This is a genomic window from Bacillus suaedaesalsae, assembly GCF_016890225.1.
GTDB classification, from domain to species: domain Bacteria; phylum Bacillota; class Bacilli; order Bacillales; family SA4; genus Bacillus_BS; species Bacillus_BS suaedaesalsae.
The window spans coordinates 250,557-271,417 of the sequence record NZ_JAFELM010000016.1; the positions used below are offsets into that span (position 1 = coordinate 250,557).

The following is a 20,861-nucleotide window of genomic DNA, read 5'->3' on the forward strand; positions in this document are numbered from 1 at the left end:
TGAACCTAAAAAAATAAACCACAAAAGTGGTTTTATTTATTCGATTGCACCCAGTAATTCAAGAATCCGATTCAAATCATCTGGGGACATAAATTCTATTTCTATTTTACCTTTTTTCTTCGTTTGTTTAATAGAAACCGATGTACCAAACCTCTCTCTGAGTACAGTTTCTCTTTCCCTAATAAAGATATCTTTCTCCTTTTTAGGCTTCAATGTTTCACGTGAAACATTTTCATTTAATTGATGCACTAAATGTTCTAGTTGTCTTACATTAAGTTGTTCTTTAATAATCTTTTCTACAACCGCATTCAATTTTTCTTTCTTTCTTAAGCCAAGTAACGCTCTCCCATGCCCCATTGAAAGTTTACCATCAGAGATATAACCTCTTACTACCTCAGGAAGAGATAATAAACGTATATGATTCGCTATGTGAGGACGACTTTTACCTAGACGCTTAGCTAATTGTTCTTGCGTAAGATTTAACTGTTCAATTAATGATTGATAAGCTTGGGCTTCTTCAATTGGTGTTAAATCTTCACGTTGAAGGTTCTCGAGTAATGCAAGCTCCATCATCTCTTGTTCAGAAAGTTCCTTTACAACAACAGGAGCAACTTCTAATCCTGCTGCTTTTGCTGCACGAAAACGTCTTTCCCCTACAACAATTTCATAACCCTTTATACTTTTACGAACAATAATAGGTTGCAAAATACCATGTTGAATAATTGATTCCTTTAGCTCTTCAATTGCTTCCTCTTCAAAGTACTTACGAGGTTGGTATGGATTAGGGCGAAGATCCTTTAACTTAATTTCTTGAATAATTTCTTCTTTATTTAAGTCAACATTCGGAAAAAATGCATTTATCCCTTTCCCTAGTCCTTTAGCCATTCATCATCACTTCCTTTGCAAGGTCTAAGTATACTTCAGCACCTCTTGATTTTGGGTCATAAATAATGATTGGTTTTCCATGACTTGGCGCTTCACTAAGTCTAATATTACGAGGAATAATGGACTGATAAACCTTTTCTTGGAAGTATTTTTTCACTTCATCTATCACTTGAATACCTAAATTCGTTCTTGCATCAAGCATTGTTAATAATACGCCCTCAATCATTAAATCTGTGTTTAAATGTTTTTGAACAAGACGGACCGTATTTAATAACTGGCTAAGTCCCTCAAGAGCATAATATTCACATTGTACAGGGATTAAAACAGAATTTGAGGCTGTAAGTGAATTGATTGTTAATAATCCAAGAGATGGAGGACAATCAATGATGATATAGTCATACGCAGCTTCCACTGTTTCTAATGCTCGTTTTAATCTAACTTCTCTCGAAATAGTTGGTACTAACTCAATTTCAGCACCAGCTAACTGAATCGTTGCAGGTATTATATATAAATTCTCCACATCAGTTGGCTTAATAACAGTCTTTGCTTCTGCGTCTTCTACTAATACATCATAAATACACGCATCAACATCGGCTTTATCAATACCAACACCACTTGTGGCATTTCCTTGAGGATCAATATCTACTAATAGTACTTTTTTTCCTAAGTATGCTAAGCAAGCTCCTAAATTTACAGATGTTGTTGTTTTCCCAACTCCACCTTTTTGGTTTGCTATGGAAATTATTCTTGCCACTGTGTCACCTACCTTCAAAAATCTAGCAAATTATCTATCAACTATATTATTTTAACACGAATCGAAAAAAAAAGAGTTTTTTTGCTAATTTTTTTAAAGAAAAAAATAAACCCCTACAAAATTATAGGGATTTGATGTCTTATTTCTTTGGAATTTTAATTGTAATTTGATAAAAATCATCAAATTCTTCTTCGGTAGAATTTAACTCGACCCCATTATCTTGGACCATAGTCAGTGACTGCCTAATTGTATTCATTGCAATTCTCATATCTTTACTAAATGCTTTACGCTTAGGTTTAGGCTTGTCCATTGTTTCTTCTAACAATCTATTAACACGGTTCTCTGTTTGCTTTACATTTAGTTGAAGTTCTATAATCTCTTTTAGAAGTTTCACTTGCTTATCAGCACTTTTTAAAGGAATAAGTGCTCTAGCATGTCTTTCTGTAATCTGTTTTTGAAGTAATGCATCTTGTACTTCTTCTGGTAACTTTAATAACCGTAATTTATTTGCTACAGTTGATTGCCCTTTACCTAAACGTTGTGCTAATGCTTCTTGAGTTAAATTATGAAGTTCTAATAACTTTGCATAAGCAATTGCCTCTTCAATAACGGATAATTCTTCACGTTGTAAGTTCTCTATTAAAGCAACAGAAGCTGTTTCTGCATCATTAAAGTCCTTTATGATTGCTGGTATCGTATCCCAACCAAGTTTTGTCACAGCTCTAAAACGACGTTCACCTGCAATGATTTCAAATTTCCCCGATTCATATTCACGAACTACGATTGGTTGAATAATACCATGAGTATGAATAGTCAATGATAATTCTTCAATTTTCTCATTATCAAAAACTGTACGTGGTTGATATCTGTTTGGAACGATATCAGAAAGTGGAATTTTTTTGATTTCATCTCGATCTGTTTTCTCAATAATTTCGGCTACCTCTTTTTCCCCAATACCGAAAATTCTAGAAAAAGGACTCTTCATCCTTTACCCACCACCTTTAGGAAACTCCTCTTATATATATTCGTTATTATCTGTGACTTTCCTTCTATGAAAATGTTCCACGTGAAACATTTTATCTAGAAAAGGATTACATTTGTACTAATCTCTTATTGTATCGGTGTTTTATTAGGTGTACCAGGCTTTCTTGGATATCTTTTTGGTGTTTTTTGTGTCTTTTTAATAATAAAGATAGAACGATTGCTTTCTTCAGTAGGTAATTGGAACTGGTGTTCTTCTTTTAGCTCACCACCAAGTACTTTCAATGCTTTTCTTCCTTCTTCTAATTCTTCCTTTGCAGAAGCACCTTTCATCGCAACAAATTGTCCATTTACTTTTACAAGTGGAATACACAATTCACTTAAAACAGATAAACGAGCAACTGCTCTTGCAGTCACAAGATCAAATGATTCACGAAACTCTGTTTTTTGACCAAACGTTTCTGCACGATCATGATAAAATGTTACATTTGACAAGTTTAATTCCTTTGCTAAATGATTTAAGAATGAAATTCTTTTTTGCAAGGAATCCACAATTGTTACATGAATGGATGGAAAACAAATTTTCAATGGGATGCTTGGAAATCCTGCTCCTGCTCCAACATCACAAACTTTTATTTCTTGATTAAAGTCTGTATAAAATGCAGCTGATATTGAATCATAGAAATGTTTTAAATACACTTCTTCTTTCTCAGTAATAGCTGTCAAATTCATCTTATCGTTCCATTCAACCAAGACTTGAAAGTAACGCTCAAACTGTTCTATCTGGACCGGAGAAAGAGAAATCCCCTTCTCCTTAAGTAAAGTTACGAATTGTTCTTGATTCATGTTTAATCCTTTCTCCTATCGATCATTTCTGATTGGATACTCGTGCGATCTTACCTTGCTCTAAATAGATTAAAAGAATAGATATATCTGATGGATTTACCCCCGAGACACGAGATGCCTGACCAACAGAAAGTGGTCTAACCTCTTTTAACTTTTGTCTCGCTTCATTTGCAATACTTGAAATAGCATCATAATCAATGTTTTCAGGGATTTTTTTCGTATCCATCTTTTTCATGCGTTCAACTTGCTGAAGTGACTTTTCAATATAACCTTCATATTTTACTTGAATTTCGACCTGCTCAGCAATCTCTGCCTGTAAATCAACCTCTGAAGGTACGATTTCCTTTATATGTTGATATGTCATTTCTGGGCGTTTTAAAAGATCTGAAGCTCTAATTCCATCTTTTAATTCACTTCCGCCTGCATCTTTAATCATTTGTTGAACTTGTAGCGATGGTTTAATAATTACTTGTTTTAACCGTTCTTTTTCTTTTTCGATTTCTTCTTTCTTTTTAGTAAAACGTGCATAACGTTCTTCTGAGATTAATCCAAGTTTGTATGCTTTATCTGTTAATCGTAAGTCTGCATTATCATGTCTTAATAGAAGGCGATACTCAGCTCTTGAAGTTAGTAATCGATACGGCTCATTCGTTCCTTTTGTAACTAAATCATCAATTAGTACGCCGATATATGCCTCTGATCGATCTAAAATAACTTCCTTCTGTCCTAACGCCTTTGCAGCTGCATTAATGCCAGCCATTAATCCTTGACCTGCTGCTTCTTCATAACCAGAGGTACCGTTAATCTGACCAGCAGTATAAAGATATGGAACATTTTTGGTTTCTAATGTTGGCCATAGTTGTGTTGGAACTACTGCATCATACTCAATCGCATAACCAGCTCTCATCATTTGTGCTTTTTCTAAACCTGGAATGGTAGCAAGCATTTTGAGTTGAACTTCCTCTGGTAAACTTGTAGAAAGTCCTTGTACATATACTTCTTGCGTATTTCTACCTTCTGGTTCAAGGAAAATTTGATGTCTAGGTTTATCATTAAAACGAACAATTTTATCTTCAATAGAAGGACAATATCTCGGACCTGTTCCTTTAATCATTCCGGAATACATAGGAGAGCGATGAAGATTGTCATCAATTAATTGATGTGTTTCAGGACTTGTGTAGGTTAACCAACAAGGAATTTGGTCTGTAATATATTCCGTTGTTTCATAAGAAAAAGCTCTAGGTATATCATCACCAGGTTGAATTTCAGTTTTGGAGTAATCGATTGTATTACTGTTTACTCTCGGAGGCGTTCCAGTTTTAAATCGTACTAAATCAAAACCTAATTCTTGTAAGTGCTCTGATAATTTAATAGATGGTTGTTGGTTATTTGGACCACTTGAATATTGTAAATCACCAATAATAATTTTACCTCTTAAAAATGTACCTGTAGTAATGACGACTGTTTTAGAGGAGTACTTCGCGCCTGTATTCGTAATAACCCCTCTACATTCTCCATCTTCAACGATTAAACGCTCCACCATTCCTTGTAACAACGTAAGATTAGGTGTATTTTCAATTGTTTTTTTCATTTCATGTTGATACGAAAATTTATCTGCTTGCGCTCTTAAAGCACGAACTGCAGGGCCTTTTCCTGTATTGAGCATACGCATTTGAATGTGCGTTTTATCAATATTTTTTCCCATTTCGCCGCCTAGTGCATCTATTTCACGAACGACAATTCCCTTTGCTGGTCCACCAACTGATGGATTACACGGCATAAAGGCAACCATATCTAAATTGATTGTAACCATTAATGTTTTAGCGCCCATTCTAGCTGCTGCAAGTCCAGCTTCACAGCCAGCATGACCTGCTCCAACGACTATGACATCATACTGTCCACCGTCATACTGTTGCATTAAAAAACCTCCTATTTACCTAAACAAAATTGTGAAAATAACTGATCAATTAAACTTTCATGAACAGCATCACCGATGATCTCACCTAATAATTCCCAAGTCCTCGTTAAGTCAATTTGCACTAAATCAATAGGAACTCCGGTTTCAATACCATTTATCGCTTCTTGTATTGATTTTTTCGCCTGTGTTAGCAATGCAATATGTCTTGAGTTTGATACATAGGTCATATCTTGTGATTCAATTGAACCTGAGAAAAATAAGGTAGCAATAGCATCCTCTAATTGTTCTATTCCTTGATCTTCTAGTAAGGAAGTTGTAACGAGTGAATATTCACCAGCTATTTCTTTTACCCGATTTATATCTAGCTTTTGAGGTAGATCCGTCTTATTGACAATTACTATTACATCCATACCGGCTACCGCTTCAAAAAGCCTCTCATCTTCAATCGTAAGTTCATCATTATAATTAAGAACTAAAAGAATTAAATCAGCTTCCTTTAATACTTGCCTAGAACGTTCAACACCTATTCTCTCAACTATATCTTCCGTTTCACGAATACCAGCCGTATCAAGAAGGCGAAGCGGAACACCTTTCACATTTACATACTCCTCAATCACGTCCCGTGTAGTACCTGGTATATCTGTAACAATCGCCTTATTCTCATGAACTAAACTATTTAATAAAGAGGATTTTCCTACGTTTGGTCTACCGACAATTACAGTTGATAATCCTTCTCTTAATATTTTCCCCTGGTTTGAGGTTTGTAGAAGCTTTTCAATCTCTTTTTGGACTGAACTTGCTTTTTCTATTAATAATGAATGTGTCATTTCTTCGACATCATCATACTCAGGATAATCAATGTTAACTTCAACATGAGCAAGTGTTTCTAATAACTCCTGACGCAAACGTTGTATTAACTTCGAGAGACGTCCTTCCATTTGACCAATCGCAACACTCATTGCACGGTCAGTTTTTGCTCGGATTAAATCCATTACTGCTTCAGCCTGAGATAAGTCAATCCGGCCATTCAAAAATGCTCTTTTCGTAAATTCCCCTGGTTCTGCTAAACGTGCACCATTTTCAAGCGTTAACTGTAACACTTTATTTACTGATACTAATCCACCATGACAATTAATTTCCACTACGTTTTCTCTCGTAAATGTTTTTGGAGCCTTCATAACAGAAATCATTACTTCCTCAACTGTATCTCCTGATTCAGGATCAAAAATATGACCATAGTGAATCGTATGAGATGGTACCTCTGTTAACGATTTACCCTTAAATATTTTATTTGCTATCGCTAAACTATCGTCTCCACTTAATCTAACAATCGCAATAGCTCCTTCTCCCATTGGAGTTGATATTGCCGCTATCGTATCAAAATCCATGATTATGGTCACTCTTCTTCCTCAATATACTTACGTCTCTTTTAAGACATCTGATTATCATATCAAAACTTTTTTAGCTTGTCCTATATTCATCCACATGTTTATAGTATTACCCAAAAGGATACAATCAATCTTATCCACTTGTGGATATCTTCTCCGTTCATATGATCTACTCTTATTTTAACTTATCCACAACCTAAATGACAACTACTTCATACTTGTGCACAAGACAGAAATACACAAAAATAGACAAAAAAATAAAAGGGTAATTATACTCTTACTGAATCTCGTTAAAAAGTATTGCTTTTGGTAGAAGAATCCTGCCAAATCTCTCTCCATAATAAGTGATTTTTTTATTTACCTGACCTCATAGAAAGTTCTTTCCAAGCTCGGCGGAAATATAACAAAAAAAGTCCTAGACTGATTCATTCAGTCTAGGACTTTTAACTACTTTTTTATAATTGGTGAGATCACAAGGTGACGATGAGGTTCTTCTCCTGCAGAATAGGTCTTTACCTCTTTATTTTTCAATAATACCGTATGAATAACTTTTCGTTCATAAGAAGGCATAGGTTCAAGTGACACCTCTTGTTTCGACTTAGCAGCTTTATATGCCAATCGATGTGCAAGCTGCTCAAGTGCTTCTCTTCTTCGTAAACGATAATTCTCTGCATCTACGATGATTGTACGATATTGATTAGTAGAACGATTAAAGACAAGCTGAGCTAGATATTGAATGGAATTTAAGGTTTGACCTCTTTTCCCTATTAATAATGCAATATCTTTTCCAGATAAATGATAGATCACTTCTCGATCTACTTCTTTACTCTCAATCTTCACATCTAAACCCATTTTTTTCGTTATATCATATAAAAATTGTTCTGTATCTTTTTTTGCATTTTTCTTTAATGTTACTTTTATAACATAGTTCCGAGCACCAAAAAGACCAAATAACCCTTTTTTTCCCTCTTCTACTACATCTATTTCTACTTCTTCTCTTGATGCATTCATCTGAGCTAGTGCTGAACTTACTGCCTCTTCAAAAGTTGAACCTATAGCAGTTACTTCTTTCACTTTTTTGCTCCTCCTGCATTGTTTTCTTTAATTTCTGGACCTTTAATTACATACGTTTGTACAATCATGAAAAGGTTACCCACTACCCAATATAATGAAAGTGCTGCAGGGAAGTTAAAAGCAAATACTACAATCATAATTGGCATAATCCAAAGCATCATTGTCATTTGAGGGTTCGGTGGTGAACCTGCCATCATAATTTTTTGCTGAATGAATGTTGTGATACCAGCAACGATTGGTAAAATAAAAAATGGATCTGGAGAACCTAAATCTACCCATAAAAAAGAATGAGTCTTAATTTCACTTGTCCTCATAATCGCATGGTAGAATGCAATTAAAATTGGCATTTGAATTAAAATTGGGAAACATCCTGCAAGTGGGTTTACTCCATGCTTTTGAAATAAAGCCATTGTTTCTTGTTGCAGCTTTTGTTGTGTTTTTTGATCTTTTGAGCTGTATTGCTCACGTAATCTCTGCATTTCCGGCTGCAAAGCTTGCATCGCCTTTGAGCTCTTTGTTTGTTTAATCATTAATGGTAAAAGAACTAAGCGAATGATTAAAGTTACGATAATAATAGAAAGGCCATAGTTTTCATTAAATAATTCAGCAAAATACGTAATTAGCATTGATAATGGATAAACAAAATATTGATTCCAAACTCCTGTACTTTCAGCTGTAATGTCTTGATTTACTTCCATACAGCCTGTTAGAGTTGCTAGAATTGCAAGTATTGCCACAAATAATAATAACCGCTTCTTCACTTCTGTTATATCCTCCTTTATTTTCAAATCGTAAATAAATACGATTTAATATCAAAAACAAAAAACTAGTAAAACTAGTAATCAATAACTGTATTGTATCATCTTTCAATTAAAAATTCTTTCTATATTCCGTATTAAATTCATGACAAATTCAGCATTTACTATCGATATATTCTAGAAAATTGTCGAAACATAGAACTCTCTACTTTTTTGATAGAATCTTTGCTAATTTACAAACATGCTCTAATGATGATTTAAATTGATAATAATCCATTTCAGCTGTCGGTTTTCTTGCAATAATAATAAAATCCTTGCCTGGTTTAAGCTGATCGCTAAATTCATGAAGAACTTGTCTTATTAACCTTTTGATTCGATTACGAGCTACAGCATTCCCAATTTTTTTACTAACAGATAAACCTACTCGAAATGTTGGTTGACCAGGATTGTCCAATACATATATCACAAACTGTCTATTGGCAGTTGAAATCCCCTTTTTAAAAATCTCTTGAAAATCTTCATTTTTCTTGATTCTATACGTTTTCTTCATAGTTACACTCCATTTGCTGCATAAAGAAATAAAGTTCATGCACCTTTAAAAGTAACGTTTTATTGCACATTACAATTCTCGATTATGTAATATACGTGCTACTCTTCTTACAGATTTTCCAATTATGGTACAAATAAAACATACACCAAAACGTAAAGATGGTCCTATTTTTCAAAATTAGGCCGAAAAAAGACCACTGATTATTCAGTGGTCTTATGCTGATAATACTTTTCTTCCTCTTAGACGACGACGAGCAAGAACTTTTCTTCCATTTGCGCTGCTCATACGGCTACGAAAACCATGAACTTTACTACGCTTACGCTTATTTGGTTGGTAAGTACGTTTCATTCCAATACACCTCCTCATAGGATACTACTTGTAGTAGATCCTACTTGAATCACTACTATTAATAGTAAACTTTACACTTCCCTATATCATCAGGAGCTTAGTTATTACTTTTTTCTTAATCACTAAAAAGCAATTTACTTTTATAGGGATCGCGTTAATGAACAATCAACATACTAAGGATATTGTTCAAAAATCCTATTTAAAAAAAATGTCCAAAGACAGTCTTTATAATTATAGTGAAGGATACTATTAAATGTCAACTTGATTTCAAAAAAACCAATATTTTCCCTAAAACATGACTTTTAACCACTTGTGGATAAGTTTTTTAGACATCTTTCAACTTTTTCTCCAGTTATCGACAAGTTTTACACAGTATCTTGTGTTGTGGACAAAAAAAACCCACAAGTTGTTGTACTTGTGGATAACCTTTAAAAAACCGTTGCAACACTTATTTTTATTTGTTATTATATTAATGTTTTCACACTTAATAATCTAACACCCTACATATCACTATCCACAGACTGTGGATAAAATGTGGATAGTTTATTAAGAGGCTGTGAAGAATTTTGTCCACAAACCGTGAATACTGTCGAAAAGTCACTTTTCTACTATAATATATAACTAGTAACATCAGTTGTGGAAATGTATATTTATACTATTGTATTCGGCCGACTGTACAAAGGTTGTACAACGCAAAGAAATAGGAAAAGGAGGGATAGGATTGGAAAATATCTCGGACTTATGGAATAAAGCCTTAAAAGAAATCGAGAAAAAGCTGAGTAAGCCTTCCTTTGAAACATGGCTAAAATCTACAAAGGCACATGCTCTCCAAAATAATACGTTAATTATCACAGCACCTAATGAATTTGCTAGAGATTGGCTAGAATCACGATATTCGTCACTTATTGCTGATACAATCTATGACATAACTGGTGCAGAACTAACAATTAAATTTATTATTCCTCAAAATCAGTCCGAAGTGGATTTTGACCTCGAGCCACCGAAGAAGCAAATCGTAAAGGCCGATGATGAACCACATGAATTACCTCAGAGTATGCTAAATCCAAAATACACATTCGATACGTTTGTTATTGGATCTGGTAATAGATTTGCTCATGCTGCTTCACTAGCTGTAGCAGAGGCTCCAGCTAAGGCCTACAATCCTCTATTTATTTACGGGGGTGTTGGACTAGGGAAAACTCACTTAATGCACGCAATTGGCCATTATGTAATAGATCATAATCCTTCTGCTAAAGTTGTCTACTTATCATCTGAAAAATTCACAAATGAATTTATTAACTCTATTCGTGACAACAAAGCTGTCGATTTTCGTAATAAATATCGCAGTGTAGATGTATTACTTATAGATGATATTCAGTTCCTAGCTGGAAAAGAACAAACACAAGAGGAATTTTTCCATACGTTTAATACTCTTCATGAGGAAAGTAAGCAAATTGTCATTTCAAGTGATAGACCTCCAAAGGAAATTCCTACACTTGAAGATCGTCTTCGCTCAAGATTTGAATGGGGCTTAATTACGGATATCACCCCTCCAGACTTAGAAACGAGAATTGCAATCTTGCGCAAGAAAGCAAAAGCTGAAGGACTAGATATCCCTAACGAAGTTATGCTTTATATCGCAAACCAAATTGATACGAATATTAGAGAGTTAGAAGGAGCATTAATTCGTGTTGTTGCATACTCTTCATTAATTAATAAAGATATTAATGCGGATTTAGCAGCAGAAGCATTAAAAGATATTATTCCAAGTTCTAAGCCCAAGGTGATAACAATCCTTGATATTCAACGTATCGTTGGTCAACACTACAACATAAAGTTAGAAGACTTTAAAGCGAAGAAACGTACGAAATCGATTGCTTTCCCTCGTCAAGTAGCTATGTACTTATCAAGGGAATTAACAGATTTCTCATTACCGAAAATTGGTGAAGAGTTTGGTGGACGAGATCATACAACGGTGATTCATGCCCATGAAAAGATCTCTACCCTTCTTCAAACAGATTCACAACTACAAAGTCAGTTAAAAGAGATCCAAGGACTTTTAAAAAATTAATTTTTATACCTTAATAGTGTGAATAACTTGAACATGATTACACACAGTCTATCCACATGTGGATAGACTGTGTTTCCTTTCACTTTTCATGCTTATCCACAAATCCACAGGCCCTATTACTATTACTACTATTTTTTTAAATAAATTATTATTATATGATTAGAAAATTTACTTATGACAAAAAGGAGATTTTTATAATGAAATTTTCGATTCAAAAAGATTATCTTGTTCAAGGTGTTCAAGATGTAATGAAGGCCGTCTCATCAAGAACAACAATTCCGATTTTAACGGGTATTAAAATTGTTGCGACAAGAGAAGGTGTTACTTTAACAGGAAGTGATTCAGATATTTCGATTGAATCGTTTATTCCAGTTGAAGAAGCTGGAGATGAAATTGTAGAAGTGAAAGAAACAGGAAGTATCGTATTGCAAGCACGATTCTTTAGCGAGATTGTAAAAAAGTTACCGCAAGACAATGTAGAAATTGAAGTGGTAAACCAATTACAAACAGTCATCCGATCAGGAAAAGCTGAGTTCAACTTAAATGCTATTGATGCAGAAGAATATCCACACCTACCACAATTAAGTGAAGAACATGTTTTTACATTACCTGCTGATTTGTTAAAACATATTATTCGTCAAACGGTGTTTGCCGTATCAACTTCTGAAACTAGACCAATCTTAACAGGTGTAAACTGGAAAATTGAAAATGATGAATTGCATTGTATTGCAACAGATAGTCACCGTTTAGCTTTTAGAAAGTGCTCGATTGATACAAACAATCAATTACCTACTGCCAACGTTGTTATTCCAGGGAAGAGTTTAAATGAATTAAGTAAAATTTTAGATGATACAACCGATCATGTGGAAATCGTTATGACAGAACAACAAGTACTATTTAAAATGAAAAATATCCTATTCTTCTCAAGATTATTAGACGGAAACTATCCTGATACTTCAAGACTAATACCGACAGAAAGCAAAACAGATATTTATTTAAATAGTAAAGAATTCTTACATGCAATTGACCGTGCTTCCCTACTTGCTAGAGAAGGAAGAAATAATGTTGTTAAATTCAGTACATTAGAACAAGGGACAATTGAGATTTCATCAGATTCACCAGAAATCGGAAAAGTCACAGAAGAGATTCAAAGTGAGAAGATTGAAGGGGAAGACTTAAAAATCTCCTTTAGTGCGAAGTTTATGATGGATGCATTAAAAGCAATTGATGGATCAGATGTAAAAATTAGTTTTACTGGTGCAATGAGACCTTTCTTTATCCAACCAGTTAATGATGATAAAACATTGCAGTTAATTCTACCTGTAAGAACATACTAATCAAATAAGATACCGGCAATAATGTCGGTATCTTATTTCGTATTCATATTAAGTATTTAGATGAATAGGATGACCTTCTTTTATTGTTTTCAATAATTTAGTACAATAAGAAATAGTGTATACATCCTTCTAAAAGTAAAAACTTTTAGAAATGAACGAGGAGATGTCAATGTCAAAAAGAATTGAAATAAATACAGAGTACATTACACTTGGACAATTTTTAAAATTAGCAGGTGTAATCGATACAGGTGGAATGGCAAAGTGGTTTTTGTCAGAATACGAAATTATCGTAAATGGAGAAAACGATAATCGTAGAGGGAGAAAACTTCGAGATGGAGATACAATCAAAATCGAAGGAAAAGGATCCTTTACGGTAGCTTCTGTACCTGAATCCGTAGAAGATTAAACGTGTGGGGGAATACCCTTGTATATTGAAAATTTAACTGTGACGAATTACAGAAATTACGAAAAAACTGCCGTTGAATTTGAGAATAAAGTAAATGTTATATTAGGTGAAAACGCTCAAGGTAAAACGAATCTTATGGAAGCCATCTACGTTTTAGCTATTGCAAAGTCGCATCGTACCTCGAATGATAAAGACATGATACGTTTTGAGGAAGAGTATGCTAAAATAGAAGGTAGAGTTCATAGAAAGAAGGGGCCGCTCTCACTTCAATTAGTGATTTCAACAAAAGGTAAAAAGGCAAAATTAAATCATCTGGAACAGCAAAGGTTAAGTCAATATATTGGAGCGATGAATATTGTCATGTTTGCTCCTGAGGATCTTAATTTAGTTAAAGGAAATCCTCAAGGTAGACGAAGATTCTTGGATATGGAGATTGGACAGGTATCTCCAATCTATATGCATGACTTAAGTTTGTACCAGAAGATTTTAAGTCAACGAAATCACTATTTAAAGCAGCTTTCAAGACAAAAAGAAAAAAATCTTACTATGCTAGATGTGCTTACAGCTCAGTTAATAGAAGTAGCTGCAAAGATTCTAAAGAAACGATTTGAATTCCTGGATTTACTTCAAAAATGGGCAGAACCAATCCATAAAGGAATAAGTAGAGATCTAGAAACGTTAGAAATTCAGTATAAAGCTTCGGTTGATGTATCAGAGAACATAGACTTGTCGAAAATGATAGAAAGCTATGAGCAAAAATTTGATAAAATAAGAGATAGAGAAATTGATCGAGGTATGACTCTTGCTGGTCCTCATCGTGACGATCTTATTTTCTTCGTAAATGGTAAGGACGTGCAAAACTTTGGATCACAAGGACAACAACGAACAACTGCCCTATCCTTAAAGCTAGCTGAGATTGAACTTATCCACTCAGAAATTGGAGAATATCCGATTCTTTTATTAGATGATGTATTATCTGAGTTAGATGATTTTAGACAATCCCATTTGCTTAATACCATTCAAGGGAAAGTCCAAACATTTGTAACAACAACAAGTGTAGAAGGTATTGATCATGATACATTGAAAGAAGCTGCTCAATATTATGTAACAGCTGGTTCAATAGAGAAGTTAAAATGAGGTGATGATAGTTGTTTATACATTTAGGAGAAAACGTCGTTGTACCAATAGACGAAATTATAGCAATTCTAGATGGACAACTATACCACTCTTCGACGATTGTTCAAGAGTTCATTTACGGTCAACGAAAATCCAAAGAAATTATTGAAATATCAACAACAATGAAAACAATTGTTGTAACGATACATGATATTTATTTTTCACCGTTAGCCTCTATGACGTTAAAAAAGAGAGCTAACCAATTATTTGACCCAGTAGTAAATATCGATTAGAAAATTTGTGGTTCTTATAACTAGAACTAGATTGCAGGTGATTTGAATGGCAATGGATCAAAAAGAAATGGATCAACAACCATCATATGATGAGAATCAGATACAGGTATTAGAAGGATTAGAAGCTGTTCGAAAGCGTCCGGGAATGTATATTGGTTCAACGAGCGCAAAAGGACTTCACCACCTTGTATGGGAAATCGTTGATAACAGTATTGACGAAGCTTTAGCGGGATATTGTTCTGAAATCAATGTAGCAATTGAAGAAGACAATAGTATTACGGTAAGGGATAATGGTCGTGGTATTCCAGTAGGGATTCATGAAAAAATGGGTAGACCTGCTGTAGAAGTTATCATGACAGTACTTCATGCCGGCGGTAAGTTCGGCGGTGGAGGTTATAAAGTTTCAGGTGGTCTTCATGGTGTTGGTGCTTCAGTTGTTAATGCCTTATCAACAGTGCTAGAAGTTTATGTACATCGTGATGGAAAAATCCATTATCAAAAGTTTTTACGTGGAGTACCAGATGGGGATTTAGAGATTATCGGTGAATCAGATGAAACTGGTACGATCGTTCACTTTAAACCAGATGGGGAGATTTTCACTGAAACGTTAGAGTATGACTACGATACATTGGCTAATCGTATCCGAGAACTAGCTTTCTTAAACCGTGGATTAAAAATCACGATTGAAGATAAGAGACCAGAGCGAGAGCGTTCAAATGAATATATGTATGAGGGCGGAATTAAATCATATGTTGAGCATTTAAACCGTTCTAGAGAAGCAGTTCATGAGGATGTTGTTTATGTAGAAGGCGAGAAGGATAATATCGCAGTTGAAATTGCCCTTCAATACAATGACAGTTTCACAAGTAATATATACTCATTTGCCAATAATATTCATACGTACGAAGGCGGAATGCATGAAGTTGGCTTTAAGACAGCTCTTACTCGTGTTATTAATGACTATGCAAAGAAAAATAGTCTGTTAAAGGATAGTGAAAGCAACTTAACAGGTGAAGATGTTCGTGAAGGACTAACCGCAATTGTCTCTATTAAACACCCAGACCCTCAATTTGAAGGGCAAACAAAAACGAAGCTTGGTAATAGTGAAGCAAGAACGATTACGGAAGCTACCTTTGGGGAAACTTTTGAGAAATTCATGCTAGAAAATCCTTCAGTTGCTAGAAAAATTATTGAAAAGGGAATTATGGCTTCACGCGCTCGTATGGCTGCTAAAAAAGCGAGAGAGTTAACACGACGCAAGAGTGCTCTAGAGGTTTCCAGTCTACCTGGTAAACTTGCTGACTGTTCTTCTAAAGATCCAGCTGCTAGTGAAATTTATATTGTTGAGGGTGACTCAGCGGGTGGATCTGCGAAGCAAGGTCGTGATCGCCATTTCCAAGCAATTCTTCCATTACGTGGTAAAATATTAAATGTTGAAAAGGCGAGATTAGATAAAATTTTATCTAACAATGAAATAAGAGCTATGATCACAGCATTTGGTACGGGTATTGGTGGGGATTTCGATATTACAAGAGCTCGTTATCACAAAGTTGTAATTATGACAGATGCCGATGTAGACGGTGCCCATATTAGAACGTTATTACTAACTTTCTTCTATCGCTACATGAGACCAATCATTGAACATGGATATATATATATTGCTCAGCCACCTCTATATAAAATTCAACAAGGTAAGCGTATTGAGTATGCTTATAATGATCGTGAATTGGAAGAAACATTAGGAAGCATGTCTAGTCAACCTAAACCTGGCATTCAGCGTTATAAGGGTCTTGGGGAAATGAACCCTACTCAATTATGGGAAACAACAATGGACCCAGACACAAGAACATTACTTCAAGTAACTTTACAAGATGCAATCGAAGCGGATGAAACGTTTGAAATGTTAATGGGAGATAAGGTTGATCCAAGACGTAATTTTATCGAAGAAAATGCACAGTACGTTAAAAACTTAGATATCTAATATATGGATGAACATGAAACTCCTCAAGGAGGATTAATATGACTGAGAGTCGTAAATCACAAGTAAAAGAAATTAATATAAGTCATGAAATGAAAACTTCATTTCTAGATTATGCAATGAGTGTAATTGTTTCACGTGCCCTTCCTGATGTTAGGGATGGGCTCAAGCCTGTACATAGACGTATTTTATATGCTATGAACGACCTTGGAATGACGGCTGATAAAGCATATAAGAAGTCAGCACGTATCGTAGGTGAAGTAATTGGTAAGTATCACCCGCATGGTGACTCTGCTGTTTACGAAACGATGGTACGTATGGCTCAAGATTTTAACTATCGCTATATGTTAATTGATGGTCACGGAAACTTCGGATCTGTCGATGGAGATGCGGCAGCAGCAATGCGTTATACAGAAGCTCGTATGTCCAAAATTGCAATGGAAATCATTCGTGATATTAACAAAAACACGATTGATTACAAAGACAATTATGATGGTTCGGAAAGAGAACCTGTAGTTCTACCGGCACGTTTCCCGAATCTTTTAGTAAACGGTGCAGCGGGTATTGCTGTAGGGATGGCTACGAATATTCCACCTCACCAACTTGGTGAAGTAATTGATGGTGTACTAGAGTTGAGTAAAAACCCTGACATCACAATTGATGAATTGATGGAGACTGTTAAAGGGCCAGATTTCCCTACTTCTGGACAAATTTTAGGTAGGAGTGGTATAAGAAAGGCGTACCAAACAGGCCGTGGTTCCATTATTATTCGTGCAAAGGTGGAAATTGAAGAAAAAGCAAACGGTAGACAAACAATTATCGTAAATGAAATTCCATATCAAGTGAATAAAGCGAAGCTTATCGAAAAGATTGCTGAATTAGTTCGTGATAAGAAAATAGATGGAATTACTGACTTACGTGATGAGTCAGACCGTAATGGTATGCGGATTGTTATCGAGGTTCGTCGTGATGCAAATGCAAATGTTCTTTTAAATAACTTATTTAAACAAACAGCGCTTCAAACTAGCTTTGGTATTAATATGCTCGCTTTAGTAAACGGACATCCTAAGGTTTTAAATCTTAAGGAGATCCTACACCATTATTTAGAACATCAAAAAGTAGTTATTAGAAGAAGAACGCAATTTGAGCTTGATAAAGCAGAAGCCCGTGCCCATATTTTAGAAGGATTACGTATTGCTTTAGATCATTTAGATGAAGTTATTGCATTAATTCGTAGCTCCAGAACAACTGACATAGCAAAAGAAGGATTAATGACTCAATTTTCTCTTTCTGAAAAACAAGCACAAGCTATCTTAGATATGCGTTTGCAACGTTTAACAGGGTTAGAAAGAGAAAAGATTGAAGATGAATATAATGAGTTAGTAACTTTAATTGCTGAATTAAAAGCAATTCTAGCTGATGATGAAAAGGTATTACAAATTATTAGAGAAGAATTAATGGAAGTTAAAGAACGCTTTAATGATGTAAGACGTACTGAAATAGTAGCTGGTGGATATGAAATGATCGAGGATGAGGATTTAATTCCTGAAGAAAATATCGTAATCTCATTAACACATAACGGCTATATTAAACGACTACCTGCATCTACGTATCGCGCACAAAAACGTGGTGGTCGTGGTATTCAGGGTATGTCAACAAATGAGGATGACTTCGTTGAGCAATTGTTAACTACGTCTACTCACAATACAATTCTATTCTTTACGAACAAAGGAAAAGTATACAGAACAAAAGGATATGAAATACCTGAATTTAGTCGTACAGCAAAAGGAATCCCAATTATTAATCTCTTGGAGATTGATAAAGGTGAATGGATTAATGCGATGATTTCTGTAGATGAATTTTCGGATGATGCTTATCTTTTCTTTACGACTAAGCAAGGTATATCAAAGCGTTCTCCATTATCCTCCTTTAGTCATATCCGAAAAGGTGGCTTAATTGCTGTAAATCTTCGAGAAGGAGATGAACTTATCTCTGTTAAAAATACTGATGGAACAAAAGATATTATCATCGGTACGAAGAAAGGTATGTTAATTCGTTTCCATGAACAAGATGTAAGATCAATGGGAAGAACTGCAACTGGTGTTAAAGGTATAACATTAGACGAAGATGATGAAGTTGTAGGGATGGAGATTTTAGAAGACGGCTACGATGTTTTAGTTGTTACGAAAAATGGTTACGGAAAGCGTACACCAAAAGCAGAATATCGTATACAGAGCCGTGGTGGTAAAGGACTTCGTACGACTACCATTACAGAAAAGACTGGCTTCGTTATGTCAATTAAGACAGTAACTGGTGAAGAAGATATTATGATTATAACGGCAAGTGGTGTTATCATCCGTATGGCAACAGATGGAATATCACAGTTCGGAAGATACGCGCAAGGTGTAAGATTAATTCGTCTAGGCGATGAAGAAAATGTCTCGACAATTGCTGTAGTTGAAAAAGAAGACGAAAAAGATTTTGATGAAGAAGAATTAGAAGGAACAGAAGCTCCAGAAGTAACTTCAGATTCAGAAGAAAATCAAGAATAGAAAAAAATTTTAAGGAACACGTCGAAGTGTTCCTTTTTTTTTAGTAAAATATAAATAGGACAAGTTCTTGATCGAGAGGAGACAATTATGAAGGTTCCTATTACTCAACTTAGAGAAGGTTGTATATTGTCAGATGATGTCACCTCATTAACCAATAAACCACTCATTCCTAAAAAGACAATTATAAATAAACAACATATTCAATTACTTCAAGCTTTTTTAATTAATGAGATACAGGTTGAATCTACATTAGTTAATGGCAAACCATTTAGACCTTATGAAAGTCATGATGATGAATTAGAGAACGATGAAAATGCAAACATTTCATTCACAGCACATTATCTAAAATCAGTACAAGAATATAAAAAGATATTTCAAGATTGGCAATCTGGTTCCCAGGTTGATATTGTGAAGGTGCGGAAATTCTTTATTCCACTATTAGAACGTAGCCTGCGCTCGGGATCGGAAATATTTACTTTACATCATTATTCAACAAAAGAAGACTACTTATTTCACCATTCAGTAACTGTAGGTTTGCTTTCAGGCTTTTTAGGGAAAAAGCAGAACTATGAAAAAGGGCAATGGCTGCAAATTGCAATCGCTGGTCTATTATCAGATTGCGGGATGGCAAAAGTAAGCCCCAAAATATTAGATAAGCAAACAGCACTCTTACCTGAAGAATATAATGAAATCCGCTATCATCCAACGCATGGATATAAAATGCTTCAAAACTTACCAGTAATACGCGAAGGTGTAAAACTAGGAGTATTCCAGCATCATGAACGAACTGATGGAAGCGGATATCCTTTAGGGATTTCAGGGGAAAAAATCCATCCGTACGGTAAGATTATAGCAGTTGCAGATGTATATCACGCAATGACATCAGAAAGAGCATATCGTTCTAAACAATCGCCATTTAAAGTATTAGAGATGATTTTACAAGATAGTTTCGGACAATTTGATATTCAGGTTATTCAAGCCTTAACATCTGGACTTGCAAACTTCTCAATTGGAACAAAAGTAAGATTATCAGATGGACAAATAGGGGAAATTGTATTTGTAGAGTCAAAGTCACCAACAAGACCAATGGTGAAGTTAGAAGATAGGAATGAATTTATTCAACTATCAAATCGACTAGATCTCTTTATCGAAGAGATCATAACAGAGTGAGAGGAGAAACCTTCCACTCTTTTTTTCTAGATTCAATAAAAACGAATAAAATATGTTGACTTCATATATCCAGCATGATATATTAATAAAGTCGCTTCTAGGCGATAGCAGTTCTTTGAAAACTAAACAAAACGTCAAGCGTGTTGGTTTCTAACCAACGCAAAATTTTTAAAAACTATCTATTTAATAGATAGCCAGCAAGTAAATGAGCAATCAAACACTTTATTGGAGAGTTTGATCCTGGCTCAGGACGAACGCTGGCGGCGTGCCTAATACATGCAAGTCGAGCGGATTGATGGGAGCTTGCTCCCTGATATCAGCGGCGGACGGGTGAGTAACACGTGGGCAACCTGCCTGTAAGACTGGGATAACTTCGGGAAACCGGAGCTAATACCGGATAACTTCAAGCACCTCCTGGTGCTTGAATAAAAGACGG

At 35.0% G+C, this 20,861-nt stretch carries 18 protein-coding genes and 1 rRNA gene; 9 read left to right on the forward strand and 10 right to left on the reverse strand.

The window, feature by feature from the left end; all coding sequences use genetic code 11:
• Window positions 1–36 precede the first annotated feature (36 nt).
• The 10 genes from JR050_RS04435 to rpmH form a co-directional block, all read right to left on the reverse strand.
• Window positions 37–885: a ParB/RepB/Spo0J family partition protein gene (locus JR050_RS04435; RefSeq protein ID WP_204202299.1), complete on the reverse strand. Its 849-nt coding sequence runs from the start codon at window positions 883–885 to the stop codon at window positions 37–39.
• Window positions 878–1,639, reverse strand: a complete 762-nt coding sequence (locus tag JR050_RS04440; protein ID WP_204202300.1) for an AAA family ATPase — start codon at window positions 1,637–1,639, stop codon at window positions 878–880. Before JR050_RS04440 ends, JR050_RS04435 begins: the two co-directional genes overlap by 8 nt.
• Window positions 1,640–1,778: 139 nt before the next feature.
• Window positions 1,779–2,624, reverse strand: a complete 846-nt coding sequence (noc, locus tag JR050_RS04445) for a nucleoid occlusion protein (RefSeq protein WP_204202301.1) — start codon at window positions 2,622–2,624, stop codon at window positions 1,779–1,781.
• 125 nt (window positions 2,625–2,749) lie between these two features.
• Window positions 2,750–3,466, reverse strand: coding sequence for a 16S rRNA (guanine(527)-N(7))-methyltransferase RsmG (gene rsmG, locus JR050_RS04450; protein ID WP_204202302.1), 717 nt, complete (start codon window positions 3,464–3,466; stop codon window positions 2,750–2,752).
• Window positions 3,467–3,488: 22 nt separating this feature from the next.
• Entirely contained in the window at window positions 3,489–5,384 is a 1,896-nt protein-coding gene (gene mnmG, locus JR050_RS04455) for a tRNA uridine-5-carboxymethylaminomethyl(34) synthesis enzyme MnmG (protein ID WP_204202303.1), read from the reverse strand.
• Between the two features lie 11 nt (window positions 5,385–5,395).
• Window positions 5,396–6,772 carry a tRNA uridine-5-carboxymethylaminomethyl(34) synthesis GTPase MnmE gene (gene mnmE / locus JR050_RS04460; protein WP_204202334.1) on the reverse strand — a complete coding sequence of 459 codons (1,377 nt, stop codon included), beginning with the start codon at window positions 6,770–6,772 and terminating at the stop codon, window positions 5,396–5,398.
• Between the two features lie 447 nt (window positions 6,773–7,219).
• On the reverse strand, window positions 7,220–7,846 hold the full coding sequence (gene jag / locus JR050_RS04465; RefSeq protein WP_204202304.1) for an RNA-binding cell elongation regulator Jag/EloR: 627 nt from the start codon (window positions 7,844–7,846) through the stop codon (window positions 7,220–7,222).
• Window positions 7,843–8,607, reverse strand: coding sequence for a YidC family membrane integrase SpoIIIJ (gene spoIIIJ / locus JR050_RS04470; protein WP_204202305.1), 765 nt, complete (start codon window positions 8,605–8,607; stop codon window positions 7,843–7,845). The genes jag and spoIIIJ overlap by 4 nt, the downstream gene beginning before the upstream one ends.
• Window positions 8,608–8,809: 202 nt before the next feature.
• The gene (gene rnpA, locus JR050_RS04475; protein WP_204202306.1) at window positions 8,810–9,154 is read right to left on the reverse strand and encodes a ribonuclease P protein component; all 345 of its coding nucleotides are present in this window, start codon (window positions 9,152–9,154) and stop codon (window positions 8,810–8,812) included.
• A 213-nt stretch (window positions 9,155–9,367) separates the two neighbouring features.
• The gene (gene rpmH / locus JR050_RS04480; protein ID WP_149220711.1) at window positions 9,368–9,502 is read right to left on the reverse strand and encodes a 50S ribosomal protein L34; all 135 of its coding nucleotides are present in this window, start codon (window positions 9,500–9,502) and stop codon (window positions 9,368–9,370) included.
• A gap of 721 nt (window positions 9,503–10,223) precedes the next feature.
• On the opposite strand from rpmH, the gene dnaA reads away from it, so the two are divergent.
• The 9 genes from dnaA to JR050_RS04525 form a co-directional block, all read left to right on the forward strand.
• Window positions 10,224–11,573: a chromosomal replication initiator protein DnaA gene (gene dnaA, locus JR050_RS04485; RefSeq protein ID WP_204202307.1), complete on the forward strand. Its 1,350-nt coding sequence runs from the start codon at window positions 10,224–10,226 to the stop codon at window positions 11,571–11,573.
• Window positions 11,574–11,770: 197 nt separating this feature from the next.
• Entirely contained in the window at window positions 11,771–12,910 is a 1,140-nt protein-coding gene (gene dnaN, locus JR050_RS04490) for a DNA polymerase III subunit beta (RefSeq protein WP_204202308.1), read from the forward strand.
• A 169-nt stretch (window positions 12,911–13,079) separates the two neighbouring features.
• On the forward strand, window positions 13,080–13,316 hold the full coding sequence (gene yaaA / locus JR050_RS04495; protein ID WP_204202309.1) for a S4 domain-containing protein YaaA: 237 nt from the start codon (window positions 13,080–13,082) through the stop codon (window positions 13,314–13,316).
• A gap of 18 nt (window positions 13,317–13,334) precedes the next feature.
• Complete coding sequence (gene recF, locus JR050_RS04500) at window positions 13,335–14,453, forward strand: DNA replication/repair protein RecF (RefSeq protein ID WP_204202310.1); 1,119 nt, start codon at window positions 13,335–13,337, stop codon at window positions 14,451–14,453.
• 11 nt (window positions 14,454–14,464) lie between these two features.
• On the forward strand, window positions 14,465–14,725 hold the full coding sequence (gene remB / locus JR050_RS04505) for an extracellular matrix regulator RemB (protein WP_204202311.1): 261 nt from the start codon (window positions 14,465–14,467) through the stop codon (window positions 14,723–14,725).
• A 67-nt stretch (window positions 14,726–14,792) separates the two neighbouring features.
• Window positions 14,793–16,706 carry a DNA topoisomerase (ATP-hydrolyzing) subunit B gene (gene gyrB / locus JR050_RS04510; RefSeq protein WP_430392853.1) on the forward strand — a complete coding sequence of 638 codons (1,914 nt, stop codon included), beginning with the start codon at window positions 14,793–14,795 and terminating at the stop codon, window positions 16,704–16,706.
• Window positions 16,707–16,744: 38 nt separating this feature from the next.
• Complete coding sequence (gene gyrA, locus JR050_RS04515; RefSeq protein WP_204202312.1) at window positions 16,745–19,255, forward strand: DNA gyrase subunit A; 2,511 nt, start codon at window positions 16,745–16,747, stop codon at window positions 19,253–19,255.
• Window positions 19,256–19,342: 87 nt separating this feature from the next.
• Window positions 19,343–20,425, forward strand: coding sequence for an HD-GYP domain-containing protein (locus JR050_RS04520; RefSeq protein ID WP_204202313.1), 1,083 nt, complete (start codon window positions 19,343–19,345; stop codon window positions 20,423–20,425).
• Window positions 20,426–20,647: 222 nt separating this feature from the next.
• Window positions 20,648–20,861 (forward strand): 16S ribosomal RNA (locus tag JR050_RS04525); the annotation flags it as partial.

Coding starts and splice junctions, on each gene's coding strand:
- JR050_RS04435 (WP_204202299.1), bottom strand. CDS start 885: ATGGCTAAAGGACTAGGGAAAGGGATAAATGCATTTTTTCCGAATGTT.
- noc (WP_204202301.1), bottom strand. CDS start 2,624: ATGAAGAGTCCTTTTTCTAGAATTTTCGGTATTGGGGAAAAAGAGGTA.
- rsmG (WP_204202302.1), bottom strand. CDS start 3,466: ATGAATCAAGAACAATTCGTAACTTTACTTAAGGAGAAGGGGATTTCT.
- mnmG (WP_204202303.1), bottom strand. CDS start 5,384: ATGCAACAGTATGACGGTGGACAGTATGATGTCATAGTCGTTGGAGCA.
- mnmE (WP_204202334.1), bottom strand. CDS start 6,772: ATGGATTTTGATACGATAGCGGCAATATCAACTCCAATGGGAGAAGGA.
- rnpA (WP_204202306.1), bottom strand. CDS start 9,154: ATGAAGAAAACGTATAGAATCAAGAAAAATGAAGATTTTCAAGAGATT.
- rpmH (WP_149220711.1), bottom strand. CDS start 9,502: ATGAAACGTACTTACCAACCAAATAAGCGTAAGCGTAGTAAAGTTCAT.
- dnaN (WP_204202308.1), top strand. CDS start 11,771: ATGAAATTTTCGATTCAAAAAGATTATCTTGTTCAAGGTGTTCAAGAT.
- yaaA (WP_204202309.1), top strand. CDS start 13,080: ATGTCAAAAAGAATTGAAATAAATACAGAGTACATTACACTTGGACAA.
- gyrB (WP_430392853.1), top strand. CDS start 14,793: ATGGATCAACAACCATCATATGATGAGAATCAGATACAGGTATTAGAA.
- gyrA (WP_204202312.1), top strand. CDS start 16,745: ATGACTGAGAGTCGTAAATCACAAGTAAAAGAAATTAATATAAGTCAT.
- JR050_RS04520 (WP_204202313.1), top strand. CDS start 19,343: ATGAAGGTTCCTATTACTCAACTTAGAGAAGGTTGTATATTGTCAGAT.